At 38.5% G+C, this 26359-nt stretch carries 17 protein-coding genes, 3 tRNA genes and 7 pseudogenes; 6 read left to right on the forward strand and 21 right to left on the reverse strand.

Going from position 1 to position 26359, the window contains the following annotated elements; translation table 11 throughout:
* Positions 1 to 4: 4 nt before the first annotated feature.
* From PN838_RS02915 to PN838_RS02940, 6 genes and pseudogenes are all read right to left on the reverse strand, one after another.
* Positions 5 to 541 (reverse strand): annotated as a pseudogene (locus PN838_RS02915) (DUF3466 family protein); the annotation flags it as partial.
* A gap of 16 nt (positions 542 to 557) precedes the next feature.
* A complete protein-coding gene (locus PN838_RS02920) occupies positions 558 to 1388 on the reverse strand; it encodes a DUF3466 family protein (RefSeq protein WP_272179716.1) in 831 nt (276 codons plus the stop codon).
* Between the two features lie 24 nt (positions 1389 to 1412).
* Positions 1413 to 3306: pseudogene (gene uup / locus PN838_RS02925) on the reverse strand (ATP-binding cassette ATPase Uup).
* Entirely contained in the window at positions 3284 to 3544 is a 261-nt protein-coding gene (locus PN838_RS02930) for a glutaredoxin family protein (protein WP_215963038.1), read from the reverse strand. The pseudogene uup and the gene PN838_RS02930 overlap by 23 nt, the downstream one beginning before the upstream one ends.
* Positions 3544 to 4428 (reverse strand): class I SAM-dependent methyltransferase, encoded by an 885-nt coding sequence (locus PN838_RS02935; RefSeq protein ID WP_272179717.1) that lies wholly within the window; start codon positions 4426 to 4428, stop codon positions 3544 to 3546. Before PN838_RS02935 ends, PN838_RS02930 begins: the two co-directional genes overlap by 1 nt.
* A 58-nt stretch (positions 4429 to 4486) precedes the next feature.
* Positions 4487 to 5659, reverse strand: coding sequence for a THUMP domain-containing class I SAM-dependent RNA methyltransferase (locus tag PN838_RS02940; protein WP_272179718.1), 1173 nt, complete (start codon positions 5657 to 5659; stop codon positions 4487 to 4489).
* A gap of 156 nt (positions 5660 to 5815) precedes the next feature.
* On the opposite strand from PN838_RS02940, the gene PN838_RS02945 reads away from it, so the two are divergent.
* The 5 genes from PN838_RS02945 (at position 5816) to PN838_RS26950 (ending at position 8077) form a co-directional block, all read left to right on the forward strand.
* Positions 5816 to 5892 (forward strand) — tRNA-Met (locus PN838_RS02945).
* An 88-nt stretch (positions 5893 to 5980) separates the two neighbouring features.
* Positions 5981 to 6071, forward strand: a tRNA-Met gene (locus tag PN838_RS02950).
* A gap of 76 nt (positions 6072 to 6147) precedes the next feature.
* A tRNA-Met gene (locus PN838_RS02955) sits at positions 6148 to 6224 on the forward strand.
* 1199 nt (positions 6225 to 7423) lie between these two features.
* The gene (locus tag PN838_RS02960) at positions 7424 to 7849 is read left to right on the forward strand and encodes a hypothetical protein (RefSeq protein ID WP_272179719.1); all 426 of its coding nucleotides are present in this window, start codon (positions 7424 to 7426) and stop codon (positions 7847 to 7849) included.
* A 141-nt stretch (positions 7850 to 7990) separates the two neighbouring features.
* Positions 7991 to 8077: a PEP-CTERM sorting domain-containing protein gene (locus PN838_RS26950; protein ID WP_370661085.1), complete on the forward strand. Its 87-nt coding sequence runs from the start codon at positions 7991 to 7993 to the stop codon at positions 8075 to 8077.
* Positions 8078 to 8490: 413 nt separating this feature from the next.
* On the opposite strand, the gene PN838_RS02965 is transcribed toward PN838_RS26950, so the two are convergent.
* From PN838_RS02965 to PN838_RS03040, 15 genes and pseudogenes are all read right to left on the reverse strand, one after another.
* A complete protein-coding gene (locus PN838_RS02965; RefSeq protein ID WP_272179720.1) occupies positions 8491 to 8994 on the reverse strand; it encodes a Na+/H+ antiporter NhaA in 504 nt (167 codons plus the stop codon).
* A pseudogene (locus tag PN838_RS02970) lies at positions 8988 to 9850 on the reverse strand (Na+/H+ antiporter NhaA). Before PN838_RS02970 ends, PN838_RS02965 begins: the two are co-directional and overlap by 7 nt.
* Before the next feature lie 90 nt (positions 9851 to 9940).
* Positions 9941 to 10912, reverse strand: a complete 972-nt coding sequence (hflC, locus tag PN838_RS02980) for a protease modulator HflC (protein WP_272179723.1) — start codon at positions 10910 to 10912, stop codon at positions 9941 to 9943.
* A complete protein-coding gene (gene hflK / locus PN838_RS02985) occupies positions 10909 to 11871 on the reverse strand; it encodes an FtsH protease activity modulator HflK (RefSeq protein ID WP_272179724.1) in 963 nt (320 codons plus the stop codon). Before hflK ends, hflC begins: the two co-directional genes overlap by 4 nt.
* Entirely contained in the window at positions 11868 to 11996 is a 129-nt protein-coding gene (locus tag PN838_RS02990; protein ID WP_272179725.1) for a hypothetical protein, read from the reverse strand. The genes hflK and PN838_RS02990 overlap by 4 nt, the downstream gene beginning before the upstream one ends.
* Positions 11997 to 12132: 136 nt before the next feature.
* Positions 12133 to 12522 carry a DUF302 domain-containing protein gene (locus PN838_RS02995; protein ID WP_272179726.1) on the reverse strand — a complete coding sequence of 130 codons (390 nt, stop codon included), beginning with the start codon at positions 12520 to 12522 and terminating at the stop codon, positions 12133 to 12135.
* A gap of 186 nt (positions 12523 to 12708) precedes the next feature.
* Positions 12709 to 14072: pseudogene (locus PN838_RS03000) on the reverse strand (class II fumarate hydratase).
* Positions 14073 to 14074: 2 nt separating this feature from the next.
* Positions 14075 to 16792, reverse strand: a pseudogene (gene acnA / locus PN838_RS03005) (aconitate hydratase AcnA).
* Between the two features lie 333 nt (positions 16793 to 17125).
* The gene (locus tag PN838_RS03010) at positions 17126 to 17923 is read right to left on the reverse strand and encodes a PRC-barrel domain-containing protein (RefSeq protein ID WP_272179727.1); all 798 of its coding nucleotides are present in this window, start codon (positions 17921 to 17923) and stop codon (positions 17126 to 17128) included.
* 747 nt (positions 17924 to 18670) lie between these two features.
* Entirely contained in the window at positions 18671 to 19381 is a 711-nt protein-coding gene (locus PN838_RS03015) for a Crp/Fnr family transcriptional regulator (protein WP_272179728.1), read from the reverse strand.
* A gap of 632 nt (positions 19382 to 20013) precedes the next feature.
* Positions 20014 to 21266, reverse strand: a pseudogene (locus PN838_RS03020) (DEAD/DEAH box helicase).
* Between the two features lie 183 nt (positions 21267 to 21449).
* On the reverse strand, positions 21450 to 21989 hold the full coding sequence (locus PN838_RS03025) for a TrmH family RNA methyltransferase (protein WP_215961849.1): 540 nt from the start codon (positions 21987 to 21989) through the stop codon (positions 21450 to 21452).
* 50 nt (positions 21990 to 22039) lie between these two features.
* Positions 22040 to 22393 carry a 5-carboxymethyl-2-hydroxymuconate Delta-isomerase gene (locus PN838_RS03030; protein ID WP_272179729.1) on the reverse strand — a complete coding sequence of 118 codons (354 nt, stop codon included), beginning with the start codon at positions 22391 to 22393 and terminating at the stop codon, positions 22040 to 22042.
* A gap of 66 nt (positions 22394 to 22459) precedes the next feature.
* Entirely contained in the window at positions 22460 to 22729 is a 270-nt protein-coding gene (locus PN838_RS03035; RefSeq protein ID WP_502592179.1) for a DUF2798 domain-containing protein, read from the reverse strand.
* Positions 22730 to 22946: 217 nt separating this feature from the next.
* Entirely contained in the window at positions 22947 to 23645 is a 699-nt protein-coding gene (locus tag PN838_RS03040; protein ID WP_272179730.1) for a glutathione S-transferase, read from the reverse strand.
* 176 nt (positions 23646 to 23821) lie between these two features.
* On the opposite strand from PN838_RS03040, the pseudogene PN838_RS03045 reads away from it, so the two are divergent.
* Positions 23822 to 26136: pseudogene (locus PN838_RS03045) on the forward strand (peptidase U32 family protein).
* Positions 26137 to 26359: the final 223 nt, after the last annotated feature.

Here is a 26359-nt window from a genome sequence, read left to right on the forward strand (position 1 = left end):
TCATTTAAGTCAAAAATTCTTTTTTAACACTGTCGTAAATAAAGCCATGTTTACGACGTGTTTGGTTTGTTGTAACTTCGTATTCAGCTTGGCCAACAACAACCCCTTCGTCATTAATACCACTTGCTGTACTTTGTGCCGTGGAATAAAACGTCGTTGGCGTTTGTAACTCGCCGCTGTTTAAGTCATAGATGAAAAATTCACTATTATAAGCACTGTCAAAATACGTGTCTAAATTACCCACAATAAGATTGTTTTCATTTATGTCTAACGCATAACCACGGTCGTAATCTTCATGATCAGCCAACATTTCGGTTGTTGTGCCATTTTGAAATACCAGTGGATAATCCTGCGCAGCTGCCGACGAATCAGAATAAGGTACATGACCATAACCTACAGCAATACCAAGATCATTCACTGCAATAGCGCGACTTGAATAGGAGCCAGTTTGATTTTCGTTTGGCGTAAACACTAAATCATATTGTGTTTTACTCACAATATTACCTGAGTTATCAATTTGCCAAACAACCGGACGTGTATTGTAAAACGCACTCGACCTAAATACTGACTAAGGCACAAACTTGTTCAGGTAGCAATTCACCAGTACAGTTTTCTTCTAGTGCAGTTACAACACCAACTTGAAGACCAATAGCCTCTGAACCGGCAATAAAGTTTGAATCAGATATGTCATAAACCGTTGAATAGCCACCGTAACGAGTTTCTTCTGACATCAATTCAATGACATTACCGTCAACAATAGCAACGGCTCTAGACAAAAAGTCTTGCTGCCACATAGTTACTGGCGACTCGGCTGCAAATTCACCCGTTTGTTGAAACGAAATTTTACTGTAAGGACCAGTACCGTGACCGACTTTAATGCCATTACTATTACTTGCTCGAATTTGTTCAACATTACTATTAGTAAAGTCTCCTAAATCGTCATCAATAAAATCAAATATATTGATCAATGTACTGTCATCAGCCGTACCAAAAAACGATTTATAATCGCCAATTTTTTGATAAATAGGACTAGCGCCATAACCCACGCGATTATTAGATGTCGTTGTACGTGCTAAATCTAATTTGAGACAACCGATAGATGAAGAATCAAATTCACCTGACGTTAGTTCAGCATCCGAAAGTGCACAATAGCTGCGAAACGGTCCTGTTTCAGCGGTCAAATAGGGTTCTACATATATAGGAAAATTAAAACTGTCTCGAACCGCACCAATTAACGTGCCTTGATTATCTATGTCAATAGCAAAACTCTGACGGTATTTGTCACCAGAGTACACTTCTTTAATGTCATATTTAGCGGCGTTTGCCTGACCTACTACTGTCAATAAAGACAAGGATATTAATGAACGAACAAAATATTTATTACTCAAAATAACTACTACCTAAATTTAATTTTATTGTTTTTCTTCGAGCTCTTCCCACCGTGCAAAAGCTTCGTCAAGCTTTGACTCAGCTTCGGCCAATTGGTTCAAAGTATTTGTGGTTAACTCGGCATCTAACTTAAAAAATTCAGAGGAGTTAACAGTGAGTTGAAGCTCTGCAATTTCTTGCTCTAGGAGTTCAACCTGTTTGGGGAGTGATTCTAACTCCCTCTCCTCTTTGTATGAAAGCTTTTTCTTCTGATTATTTTTAACTTTAGTTTCCGTTACAACCGGTTTTGACGGTGTAACGGCAGGCTTTTCGTCAATAGACGGCGCAATTCGTTGCAGATATTCACGATATTCTTCGTAACCGCCAACGACTTTATTTACTAAGCCATTACCTTCAAATGCCCAAACTGTTGTGGCTGTATTGTCGATAAACTCACGATCGTGACTAACGAGAAGTACAGTACCTTCATAATTTGCCACAAGTTCTTCAAGTAATTCCAACGTTTCAACATCCAAATCATTGGTTGGCTCGTCGAGAATTAACAAATTAGATGGTTTTACAAATAGCTTGGCTAAAAGTAATCTATTTTTTCGCCACCAGAAAGCGCTTTAACTGGTGTTCTTGAACGTACCGGCGGAAATAGGAAGTCTTGTAAGTAACCTAATACATGACGACTGTTGCCATTAAACATGATTTCTTGTTTGCCATCAGCGACATTATCTTGCACCGTTTGCTCTGGATCTAGAGCCAATCTGTGCTGGTCAAAATAGGCAACTTGTAAATTTTCACCAATTTTAACGATACCGCTATCTGGCGTAAGATTACCCATCAGTAATTTAATTAATGTTGACTTACCAATCCCATTTGGACCGACTAATGCGATCCTGTCGCCGCGAGTAACTAACGCATCAAAATTTGATACTAAACGTTGGTCTTTAATTGCAAAACTGAGATCAATGGCTTCAAATACTTTTTCGCAGACTTTTCGCCCTGCTGAATTGTCATATTTGCGGTTTTTTGAACCCCTATTCTTGCGCTACGTTCATTACGTAAATCTTTTAACGCACGAACACGGCCTTCATTTCGCGTACGTCTAGCTTTAATTCCCTGACGGATCCACACTTCTTCCTGCGCTAATTTTTTATCAAATAGCGCATTTTGTTGTTCCTCAACTTCCAACAACCTTTGTTTTTCTAACAAATAGTCAAAATAGTTACTTTCAAAAGAAACGAGCTTACCTCGATCTAGGTCGACAATACGAGTTGCCATATTCCGAATAAAGGCACGGTCATGTGAAATAAAGATGATTGAACCGGCAAAGTCTTTTAAAAACTTCTCTAACCAAGCAATAGCGTCGATATCTAAATGGTTTGTTGGTTCATCTAATAGCAGCACATCAGGTTCGGTAACCAATGCTTTCGCCAAAGCGACTTTACGCAACCAACCCCCACTGAGTTTATTAACGTCTTGTGTAGGGTCTAACCCAAGCTTAGTTAATGTTTGTGCTATACGAGATTCAACAGCCCAACCATTTACACGGTCAATTTCCTGTTGAATAACTTCCATCTTATCTAGCGCAGATGGATCTTCAGCCGCTTGATAAGCTAAGTCATTATACTGAGCTACAAGGGCGATAATGTCCTTTAGCCCCTCACAAACAAATTCGTAAACGGTGCCTGTTTGACCACGTGGTGGATCTTGTTCAAGACGAGCGACCGTTATTTCATTAACAAATTGCACTTGACCATCGTCAAGGTGCATATCGCCAGTTAATATTTTTAACAATGACGACTTACCGGCACCATTACGTCCAACAATACATACCCGCTCGTGGGTATTAAGTTGAAAATTTGTCTTATCCAAAAGAGGATTTGTGCCAAATGCTAATTGGGCGTTAGTAACTCGAATCAATTCCATAGTGTATTAAATACTGCTTTAGTTGTGTTTGTTCAAAGGGCCAAAATAATGCTTGTTCAGCATTTTCTGCAATAAACACTGGTATATGGTCACCGTAAAGTGACACCAATTGCTCATCTTCGATAATATCAATTTTTTGAAATTCAATGTTATTTTGCATTAACAGCGTTTCTGCCACCTCACAGAGATGGCAACCGTCAGTACCTAATAAAAAGAAAATCCGTGGTTGCTTGTCCATTACGCGACAGACAATATCCAACAATGATGAATTTTTGCATTACGTTCAAAATCTGGTGGTAATGTATCTTTCGTAATGTCTTCTATTTTGTAGCCCAGTTCTGTAATGCCTTCAACATCAAGCTTAAAGCCACGTAAATTATTAGAGAACAATATTTGTCCGCCATCCATCAAACGGTCTTTCATTAACGTTAAGATTTCAACATGGTCACGTTGTACATCCCAAGTTCGGTCCATTTTTTTAGAATTAGAAAAACTCGGTGGATCTAAAAAGACTAAGTCAAACTTATCTCGTGTATTTGTTAACCAAGCAAGGCAATCGGCGCGGTGGAAAAAGTGGTTTTTCTTGTCCAATTTATTAATAAAGAAATTGTCTTCAGCCCATTCTAAATAAGTATTAGACATATCTACAGAGGTAACACGTTTAGCGCCATTTAACGCCGCGTGCACCGATACACTGCCGGTATAACAAAACAAATTCAAAATGCTTTTACCAGAACACATAGACGCAAAACGTTGACGTACCGAACGGTGATCTAAAAACAGGCCTGTATCTAAGTAGTCATGAATATTGACGTATAATTTTGCGCCATTCTCTTCAACAATAAAACGTTGCTGACGTTCAGCTTCTTTTTGGTACTGTTCTTTACCTTTTTGAGACTTACGTACTTTTAACGAAAACTTATCGCTAGTAAGGTCAAACTTCTCTTGTAAAATACTTAAAACATCAAGAAGGCGCTGTTCTGCTAAATTAGCATTTACCGTTTTTGGCGCTTGGTATTCGTATACCACAATGCGGCCGTCGTAATAATCAACTGCAACATTGTATTCTGGAATATCGGCATCGTAGATCCGATAGCAGCTAATGTTTTCTTTTTGATCCACTTACTAAGACGCTTTAAGTTTTTGTCGATTCGACCCGAAAATGCCTGACCATCTTTACTCAAAAATAGCCATTGGACGTAACGTTACCCATTTCACATTGTTGTTCGGTCAATTGATATTTAACCAACAGTATGTCTATCGCACCGTTTTTAAACTTATATTCTTTGTCTTTTTGAAGTTTAAGTAACTTTAAAAGTGTATTTTCAGTACACAACAACGACATGTTCCAATTAACGTAATTTGATTTTAAATTAAAGCCAAGCTTCTTAAACAACGTGAGTAATGTAATAGAGTCGCCAATACGTTCTCCATACGGAGGGTTTGATACAATCCAGCCCGGAGTGACGTCTTTACCTACAGTCGCTTTTACTGCGTCTTGTTGCGCCAGTTTAATATCACCTTCTAATCCTGCCATTGCGATATTTTCTCTAGCGATATCCAAAACGTAGCCTACAATTTCAAATCCGATAATGTCGGCACTAATTGGCTTTTCTTGAGCAATGGCTTCATCACGAATCGCTTCATACTTATGAACCAGAAATTCAGGATGCTTAACAAATGAAAACTGCCTGCGAGTTAAACCTGACGCGCGATTTTTGTTAATCATGGCCGCTTCTATTAACAAAGTACCGGAACCACAAAACAAATCGACAAAACTGGATTTACCATCCCAACCACTGCGTCTAATAATACCCGCAGCTAAATGTTCTTTTAACGGCGCAGCGCCCTGCGCTTTACGGTAACCTCGTTGGTGGAGTGATGGGCCTGAGAAATCAACATAGACATTACACTGCCCTTTAAACAATCTCGCTTGAATAATAAGATCTGGAGACTGCTTATCTACGTCTGGTCTTTTGCCGGTTTCTTCTCGGATGTTATCGACGATTGCATCTTTGACTATTTGTCCACCAAATTGGCTATTTCTTATACTTTTATCGGTTCCAACAAACTCGACGGCGAAAACCTTTGTTTTAGTAAAGAAAGGATGCCAATCAAAGCCTAAAACCCCGTCGTAAATTTTTTCTTTGCTGCTTCCTGAGACCTGAACAACATGACGTAATATACGTGTTGCAAGACGTGTCCAAAGACATATTTTTTGGGCAGTTTCAAAGCTGCAGGAAAAATGAACAGATTGTACTTTAGGGGCTACGTCGGTAGCACCGAGTTCAACAAGCTCTTCGGCAAGAAGTAATTCTATACCAGCGGATGTTAGTGCAATGAAATTGGGCATAATTTTTAAACCTTTGGGAAATTGGCGTCATTATAGCAAATTTATTCAAAAGACCTATTTATTACAGTTTTTTAAATTAATCGTTGCAATTTAAATTTAGATCGCTATTATACGCATCTCGTTGAGAGACACTAGTCGAAACAACGGAAACCCAGACGCGGGATGGAGCAGTCTGGTAGCTCGTCGGGCTCATAACCCGAAGGTCGTCGGTTCAAATCCGGCTCCCGCAACCATTTCCTTTTAAGGAAAAATGGAAGCCTGAATTCTTATCAACTGAATTAAAATGTTGTTGACTCTCTTCTCTTAGGAGAAGCATTCGGACGCGGGATGGAGCAGTCTGGTAGCTCGTCGGGCTCATAACCCGAAGGTCGTCGGTTCATTCTTTGTTTATAGAGAGTGGCTCCCGCAACCAATTTATTGGTTCTGGGAAATTCGTTACAGTCGAATTAAAATATTGTAGGCACCTTCTCTTAGGAGAAGCATTCGGACGCGGGATGGAGCAGTCTGGTAGCTCGTCGGGCTCATAACCCGAAGGTCGTCGGTTCAAATCCGGCTCCCGCAACCAATTCGAATGATCAATAACCCTTTATATTAAACATTAATTTTAAAACGACACACCATTTCAAAACAACAACATCGTCGGTTCACTCTTTACAACATCGTCGGTTCACTATTTACAAAATCAGCGGCTCCCGCAACCAATTCGAATGTTCACAATCGATTTTTAAAACGACACACCATTTCAAAACAACAACATCGTCGGTTCACTCTTTACAAAATCAGCGGCTCCCGCAACCAATTCGAATGTTCACAATCGATTTTTAAAACGACACACCATTTCAAAACGACAACATCGTCGGTTCACTCTCTACAAAATCAGCGGCTCCCGCAACCAATTCGAATGTTCACAATCAATTTTTAAAACGACACACCATTTCAAAACGACAACATCGTCGGTTCACTCTCTACAAAATCAGCGGCTCCCGCAACCAATTCGAATGAACAATAACTTTTTATATTAAACATTAATTTTAAAACGACACACCGTTTTAAAACAACAACATCGTCGGTTCACTCTTTACAAAATCAGCGGCTCCCGCAACCAATTCGAATGAACAATAACTTTTTATATTAAACATTTATTTTAAAACGACACACCATTTCAAAACGACAACATCGTCGGTTCACTCTTTACAAAATCAGCGGCTCCCGCAACCAATTCGAATGTTCACAATCAATTTTTAAAACGACACACCATTTCAAAACAACAACATCGTCGGTTCACTCTTTACAAAATCAGCGGCAATCGCAATTACCCTTTTTGTTTTATTAGAGTTATAGATTTCCATAAATACTTGTGATGTCAATTTAGCTAAATAATTTTGAAAATTAAGTAATTGGCAATTCAGAGCGAAAAATTATGGGGTTCGCACAGTTGGTAAGTATGGTTTGTAGTATGCATACCTTCTGAAACACCAAAGCCCTCTAGTCAAACTAATCAACCACGCACTGCAATATCTATAACGATTAACGCACTAAAGCGAAGAAAAATCATCCAAAATCAATGTCAGTTTTTTTACACCTCGCAAAGTTTCCCGGCCCAAATAAGGTTAAACCAATGAAATATATATATAAAAATAATCGGCACAAATAATGCCTCCACTTATTCAGGGAATACTTAAAGTTAAACTTTGAGAGTAACAGGCATTAAGCTTCGCCCTAATTCTCATGACGCTAATTTCTAGAATCAAAATAGGAAAAACGATGTTAAAACGTACTCTTTTTACATTTGTACTGGCTTTAATAATATCAAGCCAAGTAAACGCTACAATTATTGTTGACGCAGAATTTGAACAAGGGCAAAACGGCCTAGTCTCAAATGGTGGATGGTATTCAACATCATCACAAGCACCGTATTTTGGTGGTACGGCCAACCCAGAGGGCGATTGGGTCGCTCACGCAACAACAGGTAGCCAAGATATTTACACCAATGACATTTCTAACGGTGATTATACAATTCAAGAAGGCGCTTACACTATTTATTTCAATGCAGGCAATTGGAGTAATGAAAGTTTTCTTAATTTTGACATTACTTTTGCTGGAATGAATGAAAATCTGGCAACAACATCTACTAAAAATATGCTAAGGTTCGGGCCAATGGGAGTTATGGAGTTTTACATGGGAAGTTGATGCAAATTCAGCATTTATTGGCAATGCACTTTCATTTACAGCCAACTCAATTGGCACAGCTGCTAACAGTAACGGTGCAATAGACGGCGTTGGCTCCTATAGTGCACTTGGTAATGGCTTTTGGTGGACTATACGGCAAATGTGGTTCCTGAACCTTCAACGTTAGTGGTTTTTGCATTAACTATACTTGGTTTAGGTGCAAGACGTTCATTTAACAAAAACATCTAGCTTTTATTGCTTAGGCCGTTCTAAAGTTTGACTGCCTAAGCATTCTATTCTCAAATCCTTACATAACCCCTAATGAAGTGTAATATTTAAATTGACCATCAATTTGATATTGGAAATTTCAAAATAATGCAGAGTTCTAATGAGTTTTTTGCGAGTAAGTCCCATTTAGTATCCTGCGAATTACGTCGATATTTAAAGAAGCCAGACGTTGCCGCATTACGTGGTATGCAAAAATCTTGAATGTTAAGGTAGCTTTGGGCTTGCCCATCAATGATGGCACGCTATTCGTCTAGCGTTCTGTTTTTCATAATACCCCAAAAATATTTAGACGATATTTTTAACTATTCATACCGTTCTACTAGTTATGTTTATTCGGTCGCTAACAAATGAGATAATGTTTATGACCTTTGGTATTAACCATCGATGGATTTATCTATAAGCTTAGTTTTGTTTGAATTTTCTAATTCGGCAAATCGAAAATACAGTAGCCCTAAGATTGCAGCTAAACCTGAAGCAATTAAAATAGAAGTCTTGGCATTATGTAAATGTAAAGGTTGCCCATCAAAACCTAGAGCTGCTATAAACGTCGACATCGTAAAGCCTATTCCAGCCATAAGTGATACGCCTATTATATGCTTCAAATTGACGTCTTTAGGTAAACGTCCAATGCTAAAACGAAGTCCCAACCAACAAGCACCAGAGATCCCAAGGCATTTCCCAATGACTAACCCTAGGATAATACCCAACCCAACAGGTTGAGTAAGGCTTTCTAGTAAAACATTAGCATTAAATACAACACCTGCATTAGTTAAAGCAAATAGCGGTAAAATAAAGATTGCAACGGGTAGATGAAGTGCATCCTCCCAACGTCGCAGCGGAGTACTCGCATGAGCCGATATTTCGCCTATCTCTACCACATTTTCATGATCAATTTTGCTAGCCAAAACATCGATATTATCGGTATTTTTTGCATTGAGCTGATTAAGGATTTTGCATTGCCCAATAATTGTTCAGTTTCTAATTTGGGACTAGCCGGCACAGTCAAGGCAATTGCAACACCAGCCACCGTAGTGTGAACACCTGACTGAAGCATAGTCCACCATGTGGCAATCCCAGCGATGATGTAAAATAGCGGCTGTCGAACGCCTGCATAGTTAGCCAATATCAGCATCAAAATAAGTGCAAACGAGACAGATAGATAAATTATTGATATTTGTTCGGTGTAAAAGATTGCAATGACCATTATCGCACCTACATCATCGACAATAGCAAGACCAACAATAAAGGTTAACAAGTTAATAGGAATGTGTTTTCTAACTAGTGTTAGTATACCTAATGCAAAAGCCGTATCCGTTGCCATCGGTATAGCCCACCCGATTTGTGAGTCGAGTGAACTATTAAAGAATAAATAAATTAAAGCAGGTACAACCATTCCTCCCATAGCGCATAAAATTAGCATTCGTCGGTTATCAGCACTCGCAAGCTCACCAGCCAACGCTTCTCGCTTCACTTCTAAACCAAGGAAAAGAAAAATATAACCATCAATCCATCATTTATGATGTGTTTGAAAGTGGCTCGAATTTCCAGATCGCCAACAATAAAGCCAATGGGGGTATTTATTAGTTCTAAATAAAAAGCGGAGTAAGCGGAATTTGCCCACCAAAGCGCCGTAATAGTGGCGACTAACAAAAATATACTGGATGTTGTTTGCGCTCTAATAAAATTAGAAAATGGTCCATGTACTTTTTCGAGGATACATTGCAATACATTCATATGATCTAGGGATGTTTTAATGTTAAACCCCTTTGATTAGGTGACATTCGAATATGCCATGTTAGTGTTAATAATCGAAGCGTTATAAAATTATCTTTCATGTACTTGAGTATGTTGTAAGTATTGAAATAATTCACTATCAGTTGATAGCAACAATGTCGTATTTTGACTTATAGCGAGTTCGTAAGTTTGTAGTGAACGGGTAAACTCATAAAACGCTACGGACTGTGAATTTTGATTATAGGCGTCTGCATAAATTTTTGTTGCTTTTGCATCGGCTAAGCCGCGAATTTCTTCTACTTTACGGTAAGCTTCCGATTGGATTTTATTTAAGTCTCGTTCACGGTTACCCTGTATGCGTGCGGCTTCGCCTTTACCTTCTGATAAAAAGCGTTCAGCTATTTGAAGACGTTCGCTGATCATACGTTCATAAATTTTAGGTCGTACACTTTCGTTATAATTAATGCGTTTAAAACGAATATCCAGCAGTTCAATACCAAATACTTTGACCTTTTCCGCCGCTGCATTATAGATATCTTCTTCAACCAATAATCGACCTGTATTAATAGGCACCAAACTACCCATATCTTGGGCTTTTTCTGCCTCGGTCAGCAATGAATCTCTTAGTGGTAAGCGGTCTTTAGATGTGCGAATAATTTCGATTAATTCATGTTTAGCAACAGCATTACGTGTTTCGCTGCCAAAAATATCATCTAATCGAGACTGCGCACTGCGTTCATCGCCTAAACGTAAAAAATATTGCAAGGGGTCGATCACCTGCCAACGTGCGAATAAACTTACCGAAATATATAACTTGTCTTTTGTCGGCATATCAGAAGGCGTACCTTCCCACTCCAAAACGCGCTTTTCGATAGAATTAACTTGCTGAATAAAGGGCCATTTCAGTTTAATTCCAGCATTAACAACCGGCTCACCGACTGGCTTACCAAATTGTGTAATAATTACTTGAACGACTTCATTCACTGTATACACCGCACTATTTAAAGATAAACCAATAATCACCAACGAAACACCACTGACAAACCATAATGATTGTTTCATTCTGATGACTCCTCAGTTGTTAGATTTAGAAGCGGTAAAACACTTTTCACCTTTGTATCTATTATGATTTTGTTGTCAATTTTAGGTAGCACCTTTTGCATGGTTTCTAAATAAAGTCGTCTTCGGGTTACCTCTGGTGCGTTTAAATACTCTTTAAACAATGCATTAAAACGAAGTACATTGCCCTCGGCTTCATTGATACGTTTTAATCGGTAACCATCTGCTTCACGGATCCGTTGATCACTCTCACCTTCTGCTAATGGAATAACCCGATTATAGTCTCGACGAGCTTCGTTTATGAGTTTTTCTTTTTCTTGCTGTGCCTGATTGACCTTGTTAAACGAGGCTTGTACAGGTTGTGGCGGATTTATATTTTTTAGTTGTACTTGATCAATACGGATCCCCATCACATATTTTGAAGCCAATGCCTGCATTTTGCTTAATGCTTCAACTTCTATCTCTTGCCTACCAATCGTTATTACTTCATCTACAGTACGATCACCAACCACTTCCCGCATAACAGATTCAGATACGTAGCGCAGGGTTCCTGCCGGATCCCTCACTTCAAACAAATAATATTTAGGATCGGCAATTCGGTATTGAACGACCCATTCTACTAATGCCGTGTTTAAGTCCCCAGTCACCATTTGGGTTTCCCCAATTTGATTGCTCAAAAAATGAGCCTTAGATTTAGCCGAAGAATAAAAGCTATTTGGAGTGCTATTTTGATTGGGATCAGTTGCCCTATGAGTTGAAAATCCAAACTCTTGTTTTAATTGGCGTTTAGTAGGCACGATATTGACTTTATCGATACCTAAAGGCATTTTAAAGTGCAATCCCGAGGGCTTAATTACCTCAAATTTGCCAAACCTCAGTACGACCGCAACAGAGTCACTAGGGACGGTATACAAGCTAGTGTAGCCAGTTAACACCAGCAATAGCACTATACAAATAATCAATACCTTATAAAATTTTCCTTTGGGAAGCACTTTTTAAGAGTATTAAAAATAGCACGACCGGCCTTCTCAATAGCAACTACACGTTGAGCGTCTTCTATTTTATTATCTTCTTTTTCTGTAGACATTAATTTCTCACTCTATTACGGTAGTCAAAAAGTTTGTTGAAATTATCTTATAGATATGAATTTCTCATATTGTAATGATTTTTAGATCCATACTGCTCCATTAATCTTCGTTGATTAACCTCACTGTATTTTACGCCTATCGACTTAAACTACTTGCCACGCGCAGTAATAATCCTTTTACCTCTTTAGCTAATTCTTGTATTTCAGGACTATCCACTATTTGTAATACGGCTTCGGGATCCATAAAAACAACCGATATACTGCTATCTTTTTCTTCACGGACCACAACGTTACAAGGTAGTAATAAGCCAATATCTGCATCTGCCTCTATGGCACGAAGTGCTAATGATGGATTGCATGCACCTAGAATACGATATGGTCGATGCTCAACATTGATCTTCTCTTTTAAAGTTGCTTTAACGTCTATATCACTAAGTACACCAAAACCTTCTTTCTTGAGTGATTCAATAACATTGGTGATGACTAAATCGAAAGGCATTTGTAATTGTAGACTGAACCCGTACATAGGAAGCTCCTTAATAATTGCAGAGTCGATATTTATTGGCGTAGTTCATGATATAGCTGTAAATATTATTGTTCTGTACGCTAACGTACTGTTTGAATCTTTTTCGAAATTTAAGAAAAATACAAAATTGAAAAAAGTGTAAGTTTCGACTCAGGTAAAAAACAACGCAACGTTTTGATCTAATGATTATTTAAGATTTTTAGGATCTAAAAGTTCAGCTAAATAATCATGATCCAACTCTGTCATTTCTTTTGCTAGATCAAGTATTGGTCGTTTCTCAGCATAAGCCCGCTTACTAATTTCAGCAGCCTTGTTGTAACCGATCACTGTATTTAACGCAGTGATCAATATGGGATTACTTGACAAGTTCTGTTCCAGTTTTTCATTATTCACCGTAAAACCATCTATGGTATTTTTCAACGCCAGACAACTACCGGTTAATAATTGAATACTCGACAATAAGTTGTAAGCTATAACAGGCAACATTACATTCAATTGAAATTGCTTGAGCTGCCCGCTAAGGTGATTGTTGTATCATTTCCGACTACCTGCACTGCTGCCATTGCAACAGCTTCAGGCAATACGGGGTTAACTTTCCTTAGCATTATGCTGCTCCCTAGCTGAAGTGGTTTAATATTGATTTCATTCAGTCCTGCTAAGGGGCCACTGTTCATCCAACGTAAATCATTGGCTATTTTTAACAACGCTACTGCTAAGGTTTTTAACTGACCTGAAACTTCAACCGCGGTATCTTGGCAGCTAACTGCAGCAAATAAATTCTTTGCTGTACAGAACTTACTTCCGCTCAAAATTGATAGATGCTTGGCAAATAGATCTGCAAACTCTGGAGGGGCATTTATTCCAGAACCAATCGCTGTCGCCCCCTGTGCTATTTGACTTAGCCTTAATTTAGTACTGTTTATTCGTTCAATCGCTAGCGTTACTTGCGCTCTCCATGCTGATAATTCTTGAGAAAAACTCATTGGCATCGCATCCATCAGATGCGTACGACCCGTTTTTAACTGTTTCGTCAGCCCATGCTCTTTTTTGTGTATACCCTCTTGCAATGATTTTAGTGCAGGCAATAATTGCCTTTCTATACCTAGTTGAGCGCTTAGATGAATAGCTGTCGGGATAACATCGTTGCTGCTTTGGCTACAATTAATTTGGTCATTGGCGTGGATCGGTTTTTTAAGTCGCTTACTAACCATGTTTGCAATCACTTCATTGGCATTCATATTAGTACTCGTTGCAGAGCCCGTCTGATACACATCAACCGGAAATTGCTCTAGATGATGCCCGTTAGCAATCTCCATTGCTGCAACATAAATAGCTTCTGCGACCTCTGGTTCAAGTAAACCTAATTTCCCATTTACCTGTGCTGCTGTGGCCTTAATTAAGCCTATACTTTGAACAAATGTTGCTGGCATCATAAGATCACTTATAGTGAAATTATCAACCGCCCGCTGGGTCTGAGCGCCATATAACGCGGTAAAAGGAACCTTCACGTCTCCTAAACTATCCTTTTCAATACGAAATAGTGGTTGCATGATTAAGCCTTATTTTTATTGTTTAACAACACTTGGTTTAATACATAAGTCAGCACACCACCAGCACGGTAATATTCAATCTCAATACCGGTATCTAAACGGCAAAGTAACTTGATAAAGCGCTGTTCACCAGACGGATAGTGGATAATGGCGTCTAATGTTTGATTAATCACTAAAGCACCATGCACCCCCAGAATGTCAAAAGATTCATCTCCCGATATATTTAAAGACTTTCTATTCTCACCTAGTAAAAACTGCAAAGGTAGGACCCCCATACCTGCTAAGTTAGAGCGGTGTATTCGCTCGAAACTTTCGGCTATTACTGCTTTAATTCCTAGGAGTAAAGTACCTTTAGCTGCCCAATCCCTACTTGAACCAATGCCATATTCTTTGCCCGCAATAACCACACTAACCCTTTGTTGCTGTTGATAAATAATCGCGGCATCAAAGATGGGCATCACGTTAGTCTGCCCCTGTATACGTGTATACCCTCCCAATTGATTGGTGATCATTTCATTGCGAATACGAATGTTGCCAAAAGTCCCTCGTGTCATAACTTGGTAATTACCACGGCGTGCACCATAGGAATTAAAATCCACTTCTTCGACACCATGTTCTCGTAAATATTGCGCTGCAGGACTCTCAAGCGGTATAGCGCCAGCGGGAGAAATATGATCGGTTGTTACTGAATCGCCAAGTATTACCAATATAGCTGCATTAATAATGTCTGAATTGTTATCACGATACTTAGATTCAAAAAAGGCGGGCGCTGGATGTAAGTGCTATCCCTTGCAAACGTAAAGTTTATCTGCTCAGTTGACTCAATCGCTTGCCATTTGCTATCACCAGAAAACACTGCGCTGTAACGGTCTTTAAACATATCTTGATGCACGCAATTAAGTAAATTCTCAATTTCAATATTACTCGGCCAAATATCTTTTAAATATACCTTTTCGCCATTACTGCCGGTGCCAATGGCGTCTTTGCTAAGATCAATTAATGTAGTACCAGCAAGCGCATAGGCAACAATCAAGGGAGGTGATGTTAACCAAGATGCCTTTACCAGTGGATGAATTCTGCCTTCAAAATTTCGGTTACCTGACAATACGGCGCAAACAATAAGATCGTTATCTTCAATACGTTTTGTTATTTCAGGTGCTAAGGGCCCGAATTACCGATGCACGTTGTACACCCATAACCCACTAAATTAAATCCGAGTTTATCTAAAGCGTCCTGCATGCCAGCTTCCTTTAGATAATCTGTGACTACTCTTGAACCATAAGTGCAAGCGATGCTTTAACCCAAGGCGGCGTAGTTAATCCTTTATTTATCGCGTTTCTTGCTAACAAACCAGCTGCTAACATAACCGAAGGGTTAGATGTATTAGTGCAAGACGTAATAGCTGCGATGACAATATCACCATGCTTTAGTGGCGATTCGGGAAGCGGTTGGTCTATTACGGTCCGACTGGGCTCTGAACAATTAGACACAGGTGGCAATGTAACTGTTTTACCACTTAGATTAATAAAGTTTTCTGTGGCATATTTTAACTGAGGCACCGAAACACGGTCTTGTGGTCTACTTGGACCAGCAAGGCTAGCTTCAACAGTGCTTATGTCAAGACGCAAATTTTCTGAAAAATCAGGGACGACACTTGTTTCATCTCGCCACATGCCCTGTGCTTTGCAATATTCCTCAACTAAATCAATTGACGCCTGACTTCGGCCACTTAACCGTAAATAGGCTAAAGTTTGTTGATCCACCGGAAAAAAGCCACACGTTGCACCGTATTCTGGCGCCATATTTGCGATAGTAGCGCGATCGGCTAATGGCAAATGTGTTAATCCGCTGCCATAAAATTCAACAAATTTCCCAACCACTCCATGCTTTCGTAACAATTGAACAACATGCAATACCAAATCGGTCGCCGTGATCCCCTCTAATAACTTCCCGATAAGCTCAAAGCCAACTACATCCGGTATTTGCATTGAAATAGGTTGACCAAGCATAACGGCTTCTGCCTCTATTCCGCCAACGCCCCACCCTAAGACACCCAAGCCGTTTATCATTGTAGTATGGCTATCGGTACCCACTAATGTATCTGGATAAAGTAGACACTGATCATCTATGGTTTCGCTATTTACAACGTTCGCTAAGTATTCGAGATTGACTTGATGACAGATCCCAGTACCTGGAGGTACAAGTCGAAAGTTTGTAAATGCAGTCTGGCCCCATTTTAAAAATCTATATCGCTCTTTATTACGCTCCATTTCTATATTAACATTTTGTTTGAAAGCAGCAGGCGTTGAATATTTATCAACATTTACTGAGTGATCGATAACCAAATCAACCCTCGTTTTTAGATTGATATCTTGCGGATCAAATCCTTGTTTAACGAGTTCGTAACGCATTGAAGCAAGATCAACAATCGCAGGTACTCCAGTAAAGTCTTGCATCAACACCCGAACTGGGTAATAAGTAATTTCAGTTCGACTAGATTTGCCCGCACTATTAACCAACGCGCTAATTTCAGCGATTGCATTGGGGTTGCCATTTTGATGACGAAACAAATTTTCAAGAAGTATTTTGATGGATATGGGTAAACGAAAAATAGAGTTTTTTGTGTTTATATCTCCAGTATTGATCGCAAAATAATGATAGTTTTTACCATTGATATTTAATGCCGCCTTACATTTGTTGACCTCTGATCCTGTTGGCATAAGTGTATCCAGTTGAAATATTGAATTTTAAATAATTGTTTAAATTGCAAAATACATTCATTGATTCTAGAACCAGAAATATCCCATATTTGTGCTTTCATCTATTATGAGGGCGAATAAAATACAATAGTGACGCAAGATGCTTAAAATAGAACTAGAGTCCTGCCTATGACAAAGTTAAAACGTCTACCAATGTCATAAGTTTATTAAAAAAGAATTTAAGGGTAAAAGAGGTTCAAATTAACCGGAACATTTATGTACATGTCTTTATAAACCCCATGTTGTAAAAAATTTTAATAATGTAATTACAATTGCGAACTGCATTGCTTTATTTTATGCAGAAAGTGATTCGGCTTCGTCGGTCCAATATCCTTTCCTTTTGTAATGCTTATGCATAGTCACTTCCCAATCCCGATCCATTGTAGCCAGCGCTTCAAAATTAGGAGCGCCTTTTATTTCATCGCGAGTATGATTAACAAATGCCGACGAGTCTTTCCATTTTATGTCAGTAAACCACTGTGGTGGCAACAAAATATCATGGCCTGTCCACCAATGATTAGTGCGTACTACAACATAACGAACCGCATACGTTTTCTCGTCGATCAACAAATCATGAATATGCCCTATTTCACCATCAGAGCCGTTAACGACATACCCTTTTACTTCTTTCCAACTGCGTAGATGAGGATCTTCATTTTGCGTTTCAGCATATGCCTTGGCTGCTAAGGCATTGGGTTTATCGCTAATATCTTCGTCTACCGTCATTAAACCATCAGGATAAAACCCTTGACCCCATAACCCAACTCCTCCCCAATATATGGGATAACCGTAATAGCCAAAATATCGATATTCTTGTTGTCTTGAAACGGGTTCATGAACACTAATATCAGGACAATCATCAATTTGCTCTTGTGTTAAATTGACTTTAAGTGTTTTATTTAACCAGTCTGGTTTTATCAAGGAAATTGGTGAAATTAGTGCTTCTCGTTTAATAAACCAATTGTTAGTGGCCACCACTAGATAACGAATAGCCCATTCTTCGTCGTCAAAATATACATCATGTATTTTACCTAAATCCCCTTCCATAGATTGGATCTGGCAAGCGTTTAAATCGTCTGTTCTCTGCAACATAAATTTACTCTTAGTGGAAAGTCACCATTGTTCTCACTTTACAGAAGGCTAAAAAATACTCTGTGCGATAACAGACATTGGTAACGTTTGAGAAAATAACGATTCTAATATTGTCGTTTTTAACTCGTTGAAACGCCTTGGCGCTAACGACTGTCGACATGATGAAATTTCTACATTTTTCAAACCACAAAAATAAGCTTTAAATTAAAGCTACATGCTGATTTTTTAGCAGTACAGATGGCCTTGTTAAGAATTTTATTTTGTTTGCCACCCTTTTAGTTGAAATCAAAATAAGGCAAGAGTGGTTCTTGGCAATAAGCGCATAAGTAATTCTCCAATAACCTCTATCGACGAGTATTCTGACTGTACGGCATTAACAATATAAAATTGTTAAAAATTTATTGGCTACCGCCATCTGTCTTTATGTTTGTTATGTTCTAATAATGTCTTCTGAGGTTTATTTGCTGATTGTTGGGATTGAGTTTTTTGATCCGAGTAAAAAGGTTCCTCCTCGGTTATATCGAGTTCAGTTAACTTCGTTTTATCGTTTTTTTTATCAGTACCTGCATTTTTCATAATTACCTTATAATTTTCGCCGATTACAGCATCGTAATAGGCATAGATTTAAGTTTAAGGCATTATGGTTTTAGTATCTGTGCGCTAATGCACCTAGCGTTTTGAATAGCTGCTAACTGTAGTTATAAACTGTTGCCTAGCCAGTGATGAGTAGATTCTAAGAATTGCAATTTATGCTTTATTTGAAAATTCCGCTAACCTATCCGTTTCTAATTTAACCACCGCATAACACTCACAACAGAGCGTTTCAAGCATGTCTCTATTTTCGACAGTAATATGTCCACGTTTATAAGTAATAACGCCTAATTTTTGCAACTTGCCAGCAGCCTCAGTAACGCCTTCCCTCCTAACTCCGAGCATATTTGCGATCAATTCTTGAGTCATAGTTAAGTTATTTGTCCTAAGTCGATCGAGGGAAAGTAGCAACCAGCGGCAAAGTTGTTGGTCAATGGAATGATGACGATTACATACCGCAGTTTGTGCCATTTGTGCGATTAATGATTGAGTGTAACGTAATAGTAACATCCGAATAGTAGAGTCATTATTAAATTCACTTCGTAAAACTGATGCTGGAATTTGATATGCGTAACCTGCACTTTGTACCACAGCACGGTTAGGCGTACTTTCACCGCCCATAAAAACGGCAATACCAACTAAGCCTTCATTGCCTACTACAGATATCTCTGCTGATGAACCATTTTCAGTAACGTAAAGTAGAGAAACGATGCTGTCTATAGGAAAATAGACATGTGTAAGACTTTGGCCTGATTCATAAATAACTTTACCTAAGCGCAATTTAACTAATTTAAGCCTAGGAAAAATTTTATTTGTAACTTCGGTAGGGAAAAATTTTAATAACTTATTATCCGTGGGGTTATACATATGACTCCTTAAGTTAATTGATTAATCTAGTTAAGTCACGATTAAAAACTTGCAACTTTTAACGCCATTGATAGCTCACTATTTTTACCTACTTTTTATCAATTACATTGATACTAGCACACCTAGTTATCGGTAAGGTTGGTATTTTGTTGATTTCACCACGCTGAGTTAATACCAATTTCATAATTAACTCTTCATGTCAGAGCTTCATCAAACGTGGGAGAATAAGCCAAATTTTCGCCGGTTTAGTCCTTCATGGCCGGATCTTTTAAGTTAGTTGACTCCTGAGTCGCTCTACCTCCCACATCCTTGTGGTCGTAAATCTAGGGGATTTGACGTACCGCGCATTACGCGACAGGCATTTGAATTGGTATAAACTTCCAAAAGACGAGTTTAAAAACTTTCATGCTCTAATTAAGTCATTCGTTACTGACTTTTAGAAGGGACCACCTTCTCGTTATAAAAAGTCGACGGTCAATACCTTGTTTAAAAAGCTTTAAATTTCGCCGAATGATCTATTCAGTATGAAAGATTGGTATAATCCTTAACCTCAAACGATTGATTTTCTTAAAATTGGCACAAAAAACCTGCATTTAGCAGGTTTTATATTTAAGTCAGCCTAGCGGTTCAAATTAACTTTCTAATTTTCCGCGTTTAAAACGACTTGCACGTTCAATTTGAGTTTGTGTTGCTTTGTTGGTGCGGCCTGTTTTTGAGTAAGCATGGATATTTTTGATTAAAACATCACGGTTACTCACTTCAAAATCAGCGTGATGAACTCGCTTAATTTTATTGCCAATTAATTTCTCTATTTTTGCAACCGTATGTTCTTCTTCACGACTTACCAAAGAAATTGCGGTGCCTTTATTACCGGCACGGCCAGTACGACCTATGCGGTGAACATAATCTTCTGGCAAATACGGTAAATTAAAGTTAACCACGTAATCTAAGCCTTTTATATCGAGGCCACGTGCTGCAACTTCTGTTGCTATTAAGACTTGCAGTTTGGTTGATTTAAAGTCCGCTAATGCGCGTCGACGAGCGCCCTGCTTGATATCACCATGACACACGGCAACCTCAATGCGTTGCTGTTGCAATGATCCCATTAAACGGTCGGCCTGTTCTTTAGTGCTGGTGAAAACCAACACTTGAAACCAATTGTACTGTTTAAATAGTTCTAAAAAGAGTTCTACTTTGCGGCGCTCTTCCACTGGGTACATAACATGCTCAATGGTGTCGGCAGTAATGTTTTGTTTTGCGGCACTAATAACAACATGGTTTTTAATATTTTATGAGCCAAACCACTTACTGCATGGGAGATGGTCGCAGAGAACAACATCGTCTGGTGCGTAGATGACGTGTATTGGATCAATTTTTGAACATCTGTAATAAAGCCCATATCTAACATACGGTCAGCTTCGTCTAATACTACAAATTCAACTTTAGCTAAATCAACATTACATAATGAAATGTGCTCTAACAAACGACCGGGTGTGGCAATAAGAATATCAGTCCCAGCTTTCAGTTTTGCTGCCTGACCAGACATTTTGCCACCGCCGTAAACTGAAGTAACGCTAAATGGTAAAAACTGCGCGTATTCTTTAATGGTATTTGCTAATTGCTCAGCAAGCTCGCGAGTTGGCGTTAAAACAAGCGCAAGTGGACTCGAAGACATTTCAGTAACAGGCTTATCAATCAATTTTTGTAAAATGGGTAATGCAAACGCAGCGGATTTACCGGTCCCTGTTTGTGCATTAGCTAATACATCTTTTCCGCGACGTATTGATGGAATAGCCTGTTGTTGAATTGGCGTCATTTCAGAATAGCCACAAGCATCAATGGCTTGTTGTAATTCTGGGGCAAAATCTTGTGAAGAAAACTTCATACGGCATTCCTATTGGGCTAATGCAAAACGAATATTTAGCGACTAATTTGGGCATAAAAACGCCACTGCTAAATTTTGATCGCGCATTGTACAGGATTTTTTACCTTTTAACTGCTTTGTTGATAAAACAATCTAAAAATATTCAACACTGAACACAGTCGTTGGTTTTTTGGCTTTGTGAAATTAAGCTTTACGTAGATGATTCGCAACTTTCGCCAAAACTATTGCACCGGCCGTTGAAACGTTCAACGAATTTCCCATACCAAACATAGGAATATGGATATGCTGGTCGCTTATCTGCAATGCCGCTTCGCTAACACCTTTTCGTTCATTACCAAACACTAAAACGCAAGGAGACGCATAGTCCACCTCGCTATAATCAACAGACTCCTGACAAAGTTCTACACTATAAATGGTATTGCCCTGCTCTTTGAGGACATTTAAGGTCGATATCGTATCGTTACTGTATTCAATGCAAACCCATTTTGCTTCGTTTCTAGATGCTTTCTTAAATTTTTTGTCAGAGATAGTTAACTCACCGCAAATGATGATTTTTTCTATTGCAAAGGCATCTGCTAAGCGGATAAACGAACCAATGTTATAGCTATTTGTAACATTGTCTAAAACCAGTATTAACGGTGTTTTAGGTTGCGACAAATACTCTTCCCGACTTGGTTTACTTTTTCTCAGATCTTCTTTTGTCATTTGCATTCTAGATTGCATGTTTTCCACTTTAATTCAGGTCATTCCAACTACTAATTCAGTCGCAATATTTACGTCGCGATAAGCATTGCTCGGTTACAATACGTTGCTTTTTCAAAGTCATATATATTCATCGCAATATTATTAACACTTGGAAAAAGGCTCACGAGATGTTTTACAATTTCATGTGACAACATGGCTTTTTGATCGATATTCCGCCCTTCCATAATATGCGCAAATACATGAATAAAATCGCTTGTTTGCGCACCGACTAAAAAAGTATCAAATGCGTTAACACGAACTTTAATATCGCCTTCGTCGAACAACCCTGTTGAAAACGCGACTTTGTGAACGCCGCTAATTACAGACTTTTCATCATGTTGCGCCAAAACATTTTTTGAACAGTCAATGACAAAGTGTGGCATTACTTCTCCTAGCTAATCATTCTTTTCAGCCATAAACCCAAAGATTATCTAACTGACAAAAGGTTGTTAGTTTTCGTCGACTAAAACAACAGAAACAAGTTTATGAACTAAAGGCGACACCACTAAAATGGTTGGGAACGCGACAATAAAGGCAAAGCTCCAAGCCTGTAGCCAAATTGAAACGATATTTGACACAAATCCAACATTAAATACAGAGATGATAAACGACATTATGCAAGACATTAAAAATGCCATAAAAAATGAAAAAACTAATTTGTGATGTTTTCGTGAAATCATTAAAAAATCCATAAATGTTTGAACTGAAGACCGCTTCATTCGCGACCAATTCGATTATTCTACAACGGCAGTAAAGGCCAATATTCTGTTAACTGACGTAATTTGAGGCAAATTTTCATAGGGTTACTTTTTGTTTATGCACCACTATCTTTATTCACCACTATGTTTATTCACAATAATGTTAATGCTTTTGATGACTATTGTACTATCGAATTATGACTAAAGCACAAACTCCGTCAATACGCACAAATACAGTTTATATGTCGCCAAATTTAACTATTGGTTGACCCGCTTGCCACAAAGGGTATTTTGCCATCACTTTGGTAAACATAGCGCTTTGCAAATAACGGTTAAGCCAACGTTTAACATTTGGATAAGATGACTGCAGATACCACTTACGTTCGACTCTGGCAAACTGCCGAATAAACGGTAAAAGCGCAATGTCGGCCAAACTTTCGTCATCATCAATTAAATACGCATGTGAACTTAGACGTTGTTCTAACGCTTTAATATACATTTCACAGGCTTCGCGTTTTTGCTGTAAATCATCTTCGTGATAACGCTTCGCGCATTTATATTGTTCCAAACAAGTTTTAAACTCGGTATCAAAGACGTGGACCAGCGCCAATATATCCTCTAATTCTTTGCTCAGAACACTCGATACACTCGATTCAACCGGCTTGTTTTTATCGTTAAATTGAGTTCGTAACAGATTACTCGGATCGCTTTGGTTTAATACCCAAAGCATGACCTCTAAACTTTCATCAATGACCTTATTAGGGGTGACAACCAATACGGGCACCGTTGCTTTTGGCGACGCCAATAGCATTTCAGTTGGTTTGTTACTTAATACTATGTCACGTAATTCAACGGCTTGTTTCGTTCTAAAAATTGCTAATCGAGCTCGCATTGCAAAAGGACAATTTCGTAAAGAATATAAAATAGGTAACGTCATTAACTTGGTATTGCCTTGGATTTAACCGCATTTAAAATAAAAAGCCTTATTAATATACAGCGCATTAGGAAATTACCCATTTTAGCGGTATTAAGTGGCGTATTATACAGGTAAAATTGCCGTCGCAAAAATTTCAATCAGTATTTAGTTTACGTAATTAACAAGAAGTTGAATAAATGAATCCTAAAATAGAATTATTAGCCTACAGGTGGTGATATTGACGCGATAAAAGCGGCAATAATAGCGGGTGCTGACGCAGTGTATTGTGGCCTAGACACATTTAATGCCCGTAACCGCGCCTCTAACATCTCATTCGACGAACTTGTTGGTGTAATTCGTTTAGCTCATCATTACCAATGCGAAATTTTCTTAACCTTAAACATAGTTATTTTAGAGCGCGAGTTTAAGTCAATCGCTAAATTACTGAGCAAACTTGCTAATACCACACTAGATGGCGTTATCGTACAAGATATCGGTTTGTTTTACGTACTCAAAAAATACTTTCCAACCCTTGATATACATGCTTCAACACAGATGACCACACACAATGTTGGGCAAATTCCTTTCCTTAAAAAACTCGGAGCGTCTCGTGTAAACTTATCCCGAGAACTTAATTTAAAAGAAATAACCGCAATGGCCGAAACCGGCCACAGACATAATGTACTCACGGAAGTTTTTGTACATGGCTCGCTCTGTGTTGCGTTTTCAGGATTATGTTATTCAACGTCTGCAAGTGTAGGCAATTCAGGTAACCGCGGAAGATGCAGTCAGGCCTGCCGCGAAGAATACGAAACAACGCCATCGGGCAATAACTTCCCTTTAAATATAAAAGATAATTCTGCGTTTTTCGACTTACCGGCCCTTATCGAAGCAGGTGTTCATTCTTTTAAAGTTGAAGGTCGTATAAAAGGTGCAAGCTACGTACATACTGTTATTGATAGTTTTAGAAAACAAATTGATGGTTTTGTTAAAACCGGAGAATTAACCGAAAACGGTGAACGGTTATACAAAGTATTTAACCGCGATTTTTCTAACGCATTTTTACGCGGCGATTTAAACCAATCTATGTTTATCGAAAACCCACGGGATAATTCGAAAAACCATGCGATAGAAGCAAGTAATGCAATATCGGTCGTGCAAATTCATGATGTCGAACAAAACCTAAGCCAAGAAAAAGACCAAATCACTGCCTCAGTATTTGACAAAATAAGACACCTTACCATAGACAAACCGTCTCTAACGCTGGCGTTTAGTGGCGATGTGGGTACAGCATTGACGATAACAGTGACCACAGAAGAAATATTATCGCTTAGTAGTAAACCTATCATAAATACCTTTACTGTTGAGTCAACAGAGTTGTTAAAATTGTCAGGTAAAGCGCCGCTCGATCAAGCTGCAATCGACAAACGTTTCAAAAATTTAGACAGCGCTGCATTTAACCTTGGTCGCAATCGAAACAAGCGGCTTAGCAAATAACGTAAGCATTCCTTTTAGTATTTTGACGTTATTAAAAAATGAAGTTCGCTACTTATTAAATAACGGCCTTAAAGTACTGCCAGAAGTTATTTTGCCTAAACTCGAAGATCATCCTAAATCATCACCAAATAAACCAAATTCTCGTGCAAATTTATCACTACTAATTTGTGATGAAGCAGATGTTGGCTTAGCAGACATTACCGACGCCGACATTTACTTTAAATTGCCCGACGCTTATAAACGTGGTTGCACCAAATATGTCGGCTTTTTACAGGATAACCCTCGACTGATCCCTTGGTTTCCACCGGTTCTTATTGGTAAGGATTTTGACGTTGCATTAAATATTTTAGAACAAGTCAAACCTAAACTTATTGTAACCAACAATACAGGAATAGCACATCGAGCTTATGAGTTAGGTATTAAGTGGATTGCAGGGCCATTTTTAAACACGACAAACACCTATGCCTTACTCGCGATGCAAGAAGAGTTTAATTGCAGCGGTGCGTTCATTTCTAATGAAATAAATCGACCACAGTTAAAAAGCCTTTCCAGACCCAAAGGGTTTAAGTTGTTGTACAGTATTTATCATCCAATTTTATTGATGGCGAGCAGGCAGTGTTTCTTTCAACAAAGTGTCGGTTGTGAAAAGCCGCGAATTGATAATGGCTGTATGTTGTCGTGTGATAAATCCACGAGCATCACAAATCTAAAGGGCGATTCATTTGCAATAGATAAACAAAAAGCTGGCTATCCAAGTATTTATAACAAAGATCAATTTTTGAACACTGAAGTCATCGACGATCTGAGTGACTTGTTCGACGACTTTATGATTGATTTAACTAATATTGGTGCCGGTGATAAACAAAGCCCCGACAAAGCGGAACTTATTGCTCAATTTGAACAATACCTAGAATTAACTTCTGCGGTAAATAAAGACGCCAGTACCCAAATTAACCAAACGCTTAACGCTATGGTTCCTGAGTCTACAAATGTTCAATACCACAATGGATTGTAGTTTAAATATCGCGAGATAAGTCGTCATATTAACCTTGGGGTATATGGTTACAATACCATTACCCCAAATGACGCAGAGTTTAATTTACTGTTAATTATTCGAATAATAATTAACACACCTCTATCATTTATTTATTCACCTTCCTTAATTTAATGACCCATATTAGTAGTTTTACTCACTGACCACGTCATGTAATCACCTTGAAAAATTCAATAATTTACAG

The organism is Psychrosphaera algicola (assembly GCF_028401425.1).
Taxonomy (GTDB): Bacteria; Pseudomonadota; Gammaproteobacteria; order Enterobacterales; family Alteromonadaceae; genus Psychrosphaera; species Psychrosphaera algicola.

What these genes read in the sequence shown, in the direction of transcription:
- PN838_RS03015 (WP_272179728.1), bottom strand. Translation starts at nt 19,381, where the DNA reads ATGTATAACCCCACGGATAATAAGTTATTAAAATTTTTCCCTACCGAA.
- PN838_RS03040 (WP_272179730.1), bottom strand. Translation starts at nt 23,645, where the DNA reads ATGACGTTACCTATTTTATATTCTTTACGAAATTGTCCTTTTGCAATG.
- PN838_RS03025 (WP_215961849.1), bottom strand. Translation starts at nt 21,989, where the DNA reads ATGCAATCTAGAATGCAAATGACAAAAGAAGATCTGAGAAAAAGTAAA.
- PN838_RS02960 (WP_272179719.1), top strand. Translation starts at nt 7,424, where the DNA reads ATGTTAAAACGTACTCTTTTTACATTTGTACTGGCTTTAATAATATCA.
- PN838_RS03035 (WP_502592179.1), bottom strand. Translation starts at nt 22,729, where the DNA reads ATGAAGCGGTCTTCAGTTCAAACATTTATGGATTTTTTAATGATTTCA.
- PN838_RS03010 (WP_272179727.1), bottom strand. Translation starts at nt 17,923, where the DNA reads ATGTTGCAGAGAACAGACGATTTAAACGCTTGCCAGATCCAATCTATG.
- hflC (WP_272179723.1), bottom strand. Translation starts at nt 10,912, where the DNA reads ATGAAACAATCATTATGGTTTGTCAGTGGTGTTTCGTTGGTGATTATT.
- PN838_RS02930 (WP_215963038.1), bottom strand. Translation starts at nt 3,544, where the DNA reads ATGGACAAGCAACCACGGATTTTCTTTTTATTAGGTACTGACGGTTGC.
- PN838_RS03030 (WP_272179729.1), bottom strand. Translation starts at nt 22,393, where the DNA reads ATGCCACACTTTGTCATTGACTGTTCAAAAAATGTTTTGGCGCAACAT.
- PN838_RS02990 (WP_272179725.1), bottom strand. Translation starts at nt 11,996, where the DNA reads ATGTCTACAGAAAAAGAAGATAATAAAATAGAAGACGCTCAACGTGTA.
- PN838_RS02940 (WP_272179718.1), bottom strand. Translation starts at nt 5,659, where the DNA reads ATGCCCAATTTCATTGCACTAACATCCGCTGGTATAGAATTACTTCTT.
- PN838_RS02995 (WP_272179726.1), bottom strand. Translation starts at nt 12,522, where the DNA reads ATGTACGGGTTCAGTCTACAATTACAAATGCCTTTCGATTTAGTCATC.